This is a genomic window from Corallococcus sp. AB049A (genome assembly GCF_003668885.1).
In the GTDB taxonomy this organism is placed as follows: Bacteria; Myxococcota; Myxococcia; order Myxococcales; family Myxococcaceae; genus Corallococcus; species Corallococcus interemptor.
In genome coordinates this window covers 1-5332 of the sequence record NZ_RAWL01000526.1, presented here as the reverse complement: position 1 = coordinate 5332, position 5332 = coordinate 1, and the positions used below count along the sequence as shown (strand labels likewise).

8 protein-coding genes and 1 pseudogene are annotated in these 5332 nt (G+C 71.1%); all 9 read left to right on the top strand.

Going from position 1 to position 5332, the window contains the following annotated elements; translation table 11 throughout:
• Window positions 1-183, top strand: a pseudogene (locus D7X55_RS35255) (hypothetical protein); the annotation flags it as partial.
• A 12-nt stretch (window positions 184-195) separates the two neighbouring features.
• Window positions 196-684: an ATP-dependent helicase HrpB gene (locus D7X55_RS35250; RefSeq protein WP_121725347.1), complete on the top strand. Its 489-nt coding sequence runs from the start codon at window positions 196-198 to the stop codon at window positions 682-684.
• A 15-nt stretch (window positions 685-699) separates the two neighbouring features.
• Entirely contained in the window at window positions 700-1518 is an 819-nt protein-coding gene (locus D7X55_RS35245; RefSeq protein WP_121725346.1) for a flagellar M-ring protein FliF, read from the top strand.
• Between the two features lie 7 nt (window positions 1519-1525).
• Complete coding sequence (locus D7X55_RS35240) at window positions 1526-2005, top strand: hypothetical protein (RefSeq protein WP_120552864.1); 480 nt, start codon at window positions 1526-1528, stop codon at window positions 2003-2005.
• A 135-nt stretch (window positions 2006-2140) separates the two neighbouring features.
• Entirely contained in the window at window positions 2141-3292 is a 1152-nt protein-coding gene (locus D7X55_RS35235; protein ID WP_121725345.1) for a FliM/FliN family flagellar motor switch protein, read from the top strand.
• 8 nt (window positions 3293-3300) lie between these two features.
• On the top strand, window positions 3301-3780 hold the full coding sequence (locus D7X55_RS35230; protein WP_147470332.1) for a flagellar biosynthetic protein FliO: 480 nt from the start codon (window positions 3301-3303) through the stop codon (window positions 3778-3780).
• On the top strand, window positions 3777-4502 hold the full coding sequence (gene sctR / locus D7X55_RS35225; protein WP_121725343.1) for a type III secretion system export apparatus subunit SctR: 726 nt from the start codon (window positions 3777-3779) through the stop codon (window positions 4500-4502). Before D7X55_RS35230 ends, sctR begins: the two co-directional genes overlap by 4 nt.
• Before the next feature lie 4 nt (window positions 4503-4506).
• A complete protein-coding gene (locus D7X55_RS35220; RefSeq protein ID WP_120552868.1) occupies window positions 4507-4776 on the top strand; it encodes a flagellar biosynthetic protein FliQ in 270 nt (89 codons plus the stop codon).
• The coding region (locus D7X55_RS35215; RefSeq protein ID WP_121725348.1) for an EscT/YscT/HrcT family type III secretion system export apparatus protein at window positions 4773-5332 on the top strand (560 nt) is incomplete at its 3' end. The genes D7X55_RS35220 and D7X55_RS35215, both read left to right, overlap by 4 nt.

The following is a 5332-nucleotide window of genomic DNA, read 5'->3' as shown; positions in this document are numbered from 1 at the left end:
GGGGAGGCGTGGGACCTGCTGGAGGCGCAGCGGCTGATGGCCGCGGACGGCCAGAAGTTCAACATGGCCTACCTGTCGCTCCAGAACGAGATGCAGAAGGAGAGCCGCGAGCACAACGCCATCTCCAACATCATGAAGGTCCGCCACGACTCGGCGAAGGCCGCCATCAACAACATCCGCTGAGGCGCGTTCGCGATGGCCATCGACAAGTTGGGAGCCGTGGGCGGCGCGGGCCCTTCGCCCGCTGTGGAGTCCGGCAGGGAAACGTTCGGCAAGGTGCTGGAGGGCGTGAGCAGGCCCGCGTCGCGCCCCGTGCCGGTGACGACGGAGGGGCCGCCGAAGCCGGCGCGCACGCCGGGCGAGGCCCCCGCCGGCACGTCGCGGGCGGACGGCGTGGAGCGGGCGAAGGCGGGCTGCGCGGAGGTGAAGCCGGGCGCCCGCGTGGATTCGGTCCAGGCGGCGCGCGGTCAGCAGGCGGTGGAGATGCTGGACCGGGTGGGGCAGGCGCAGCAGCGGTTGGATCACATCCTGAAGCTCGCCGAGTCCGGCCGCACGTTCACGCCCGCGGAGTTGCTCGCGCTCCAGGCCCACGTCTACCGCGCCAGTCAGGAGCTCGATCTCGCCGGCAAGGTCGTCGAGAAGGCCACCGGCGGCGTCAAGCAGGTCCTCCAGACCCAGGTGTGAGGAGTCCTTTCTTCCATGCGTTCCGCTCCCCTTCGTTGTCTCTGTTTCCTCCTGCTCCTGGCCGCCACGGCGTGCCGGGAGCGCATCCAGCACGGCCTCGACGAACGTCAGGCCAACGAGCTGCAGACGGTGCTCGTCGAGCGGGGGCTCGACGCGCGCAAGGTGCCCGAGCCGGGCAAGAAACCCACCTGGGCCATCGAGGTGATGGACGCGCAGTCCTCGGACGCGGTGCGCATCCTGGCGGAGCTGGGGCTGCCCCGGGTCGCGGCGGAGACGGGCTGCGACGTGTTTGGAGGGAGCGGGCTCGTGCGCTCTCCGCTGGAAGAGCAGGTCTGCCGCGTCCGGGGGATGGAGCGCGAGCTGGAGAAGACGCTCCAGACGGTGGACGGCGTGCTGCTGGCGCGAGTGCACCTGGTGGTGCCACCGCCGCCAAGGCCGGGTCAGGCCGCCACGCCGTCGAAGGCCTCGGCCATGCTGCGAACGGCACCCGGCGGCGCGGCGCGCGTGCGCAAGTCCGAGGAGACGCTGCGCGAGCTCATCGCGGGAGGCGTGGAAGGGCTGTCGCCGGAGGCGGTGTCGCTGCTGGTGGACGAGGTGACGACGCACGTGGAGGCGCCGTCGCCGAAGGGCGGTCCCGTGCCGCTGCGGCTGCGAGTGGTGCTCGCGCTGCTGGGCGTGCTGGTGACGGGGCTCTCTGGAGCGCTGGTCTGGGCCATGCTGCGCTGGAGGCACTACCGGGCCCTGGCGGAGACCCCGCCTCCGGCGGCGCCGCCCGCTCCGCCCACGCCCGCGAGGCCGGTGGTGACGCCGGGCCCCACGCGCAAGCTGGCCTGAGCGCGCCATGGACGTCACACGCGTGGGCCGGGTGTTGCGAAAGGCCCGGAAGCTCCTGCCTGCGAGGAAGGAATCACCCCGGGCCACGGTGGCGGACGTCACGCTGCCGGCGCTGTCCCTCCCGTTGGAGCGCATCGCGCTGGTCGTCTGCGTCCTGGCGCGGGAGCGGGCCGCGGAGCTGCTGGGCGGACTGGTGGATGCCGAAGCGGGCAGGGCGCTGCGCCACCTGGAGCGCTTCGCCTCCATGCCCTCCGCGCAGCGTCAGGCCAAGGTGGCGGTCGAGTTCGGGGAGAGGTCGGACGGCGCGAACCGGCTGGCCCTCTTCCTGGAGTCCGCTCCCGAAGCCCTGCGCCAGGAAGCCCTTCGCAGGCTGCCGCCGTACCACCGCAGCCGGTTTCCCGAGTGGGAAGGAACGCCCTCGCAAGCAGAGGCCGCGCCGGCCCTGACCGCCCTGGCGGAGCGGCGCATCCGCGAAGCCCTGCGCTGAGCGTCCTCGGGCGTGGAGGGCCATCCCGAAGACGGACCTCCACCCTCCTGCCAACACCCTGATTCCACGCGGCGGCCTCCTGGCCATGGCCGTGCACAGGGGACGTGTGTCCCATCGCCGTCCCGGAGCTTCCGGATGCAAACGAATCCCGTCAGGTCCCCCAGCATCGCGAAGAAGCCCACGCGGCCCTTCCGCCCCGGAGCACGCCGGCTGACGCGCGCCCACCTGGTGCTGGGGCAGCGGCCGCAGGTAGGGCGCTGGAGCGCGGAACTCCTGCGCGACGTGGGCGCGGCGCTGTCGCGGGACCTGGGCGCTGCCGTCAGTCTGGAAGGGCACCTGGTGCCTGCGGCGGTCCATCCGGAGCGCGAGCTGGCGATGGGGATGGTGTTCGCGCTGGTGGAGCTGTCAGCGGTCGGGGGCACCGCCATCGTGGAGCTGGAGGTTCCGTTGGTCTTCGCGGCGCTGGCGAAGCTGGCGGGAACGGGAACGCGACCAGCACCCGTGGCGGAGCTGACCCGGCTGGAAGAGTCCGCGCTGGTGTACCTGCTGCTGTCCGCCCTGGCCGCGATGCGTGGGCAAGGCGAGTGGGTGCGAAGGCTGGGGCCCCGCTTGTCAGCGGTGTCGATGCGGCGCGGTGAGGTGCTGACGCGAGTCGATCCGGGACAGCCCTATGTGGCGGTGTTGCTGACGGCCACGGTGGAGGGCGCGACGGTGGGAGGCCGGGTGCTCCTGCCCGCCCGCGCGGTGCAGACCGCGTTTCAAGAGCTACCCGTGGAGCCAGGAGGCGCCATCGCGTCCCAGGTGCTGGCGGCATCGGTCCCCGCGCGCTGCCTCGTGGGGCGCAGTCCCTTGCAGGGCTCGGCGGTGGATGCGCTGGCCGTAGGGGACGTCGTGCTCTTCGAGGGCGTGCGTCTCCGGGACGGCCGGGTGGAGGGGCCCGGACAGTTGATCACCCGGGGCTTCGCGCTCCGGGGTGGGTTTCACGCGGAAGGTTTTTCGACCGGGAGCGTGCACTCGCACGCGGCCCGACAGGAGCCGGACATGGTGGCGACGAACAAGCGGAGCGAGGCGATGCCGCCGCTCCCTGTGGATGTGGAGATCGAGCTGACGCGGCTGTTGTTGCCCCTGTCGGAGCTGGCGGCGCTGAAGCCGGGTACGTTGCTGCCCCTGCACGTGAACGCGAGCAGCCCCGTGCTGCTGCGCGTGGGCGACCGGGTGGTCGCGCGCGCGGAGTTGGTGGAGATCGAAGGCGAAGTGGGCGCCCGCATCCTGGCGTTGCTGCCGTGAGCCCAACCGTGAGCACGTGGCTGTCTTCGTTCTCACCACGGGGCAGGTTGCTGCTCGCGTCGGCCCTGCTCGTGGGACTGGCGACGCTCGCACCCCTGGGTGGACTGTCGCTGGTGGGCACCTCGCGCCTGCTCATCGGCTCGATGGCGTTGGCGGGGTTGGGTTGGGTGTTGCTTCGCAAGGGAGGCGTGACCGGGAGCGCGGATGCGGCCGCTCCGGAGCCGCTGAGCATCGTCTCGCGGACGGGCCTCTCGCAGCGCTGCGGCCTCGCGCTCGTGGAGGCGGATGGACGGCGTTACCTCGTGGCCTATGGCGACACCTTCGCGGAGATCCATGAGACCCGCGCCCCAGCGGTCGTGCCGGGTGCCCTGCACAGGACGACGGTGAAGCCACGGGCGGACCTGGAACTGGAGCCGACAGTGCTCTTTCCCCGCGCGCGACAGACCCCGGTCACGTGTGGCGCATCCCGGAAGCGGGGTGGGGGATGAAGGCGCTCGGATGGGGAGCCGGCCTGTTGTTTCCCGCGCTCGCGTTCGCCGCGGAGCCCTCGTTGTCGCAGATGTCCTATGCCGGCAGTCCGCTGGCGATGATGGGGATGCTCGCGCTCCTGTCGCTGCTGCCCTTCGCGGTGCTGATGCTGACGAGCTTCTCGAAGATCGCCGTGGTGCTCTCCCTGGCGCGCTCGGCGATGGGCACCCAGCAGGCACCGCCGACGCTGGTGCTCACGGGGCTCGCGGTGGTGCTGACGGGCCACATCATGGCGCCGGTGATGGAGCGCATGTACGACGCGGTCCAGGCGGCGTACGACGAAGTGCACTCTGGAGCGCAGGTCCTCTCCGCCGCGAAGCAGGTGACGGAGCCGCTGCGCGCCTTCCTCGTGAAGCACGGCAGCCCGGAGGAGCGCGCCCGCTTCGTGGACCTGGCCCGCGAGCTGCGGCCTCCGGAGGAGTCGGAGCAGGTGCAGGAGACGGACCTGTTCGTCGTGATTCCGGCCTTCGTCATCACCGAGCTGAAGGAGGCCTTCCAGATTGGCTTCATCGTCTTCCTGCCCTTCCTGGTGCTCGACATGGTCATCGCCAACGTGCTGCTCGCGTTGGGCATGCAGACGCTGTCTCCGGGGCAGGTGAGCCTGCCCTTCAAGATCCTCCTCTTCGTCGCCGTGGATGGCTGGGCCCTGCTCGCGCGGGGACTCATCCTTGGCTACCGGTGACGCCATGACCCAGGACGTCCTGCTCACCCTGGGGCGTGAAGCCCTGCTGTTGATGGTGGTCGCCTCGCTGCCCCCTATTGGCGCGAGCCTCCTGGTGGGCTTCCTGATGAGCCTCTTCCAGGCAACGACCCAGTTGCAGGAGAGCACGCTGTCAGTGGTGCCCAAGCTGTGCGCGGCGGTGTTGTCCCTGGTGCTGGCGGGGCCATGGATCGCCGGGCAGCTCACGCGCTTCACCCAACAGCTCCTCATGCTCATCGCGGAGGTAGCGCTGTGAACCCGGAGGTGTTGGGTGAACAGCTCGTCTCCCTGGGGCCTCACGTGGTCGCGGTGGCGCTGTGCGCGGCCCGGCTCGTGCCCATCGCGTTCCTCTGTCCGTTGCTCGGAGGCCAGGCCGCGCCGACGACGGTCCGGCTGGGACTGGTGCTCGCGCTGTCGCTCTTCCTGCACGTCGAAGCGGGCGTGGAGTTCAGCGGCACGGTGGAGACGCCAGGGGTGATGGCGGGGCTCGTGGTGCGCGAGCTGGCCTACGGTGTCTCCGTGGGGCTCGTGTCCGCGCTGCCCTTCGACGCGGCGCGAATGGGCGGACGGTTCCTCGACCTGTTCCGGGGCACCTCCGCGGAGGCGAGCCTGCCGCAGGCGGGAAGCCGCGAGTCAGCCACGGGGGACGCGCTGTATCACCTGCTGGTGGCGAGGGTGGTGTCGGGGGCGCTGTTCCCCGTGGTGCTCTCCGCCCTGTTGCGCGGCTTCGGAGTGGTCCGGCTGGGAGCCTTCGTGCCCACGGAGGCCTCGGCCCTGCACCTGCCTCTTATACACATCTCCGAGCCCACGGG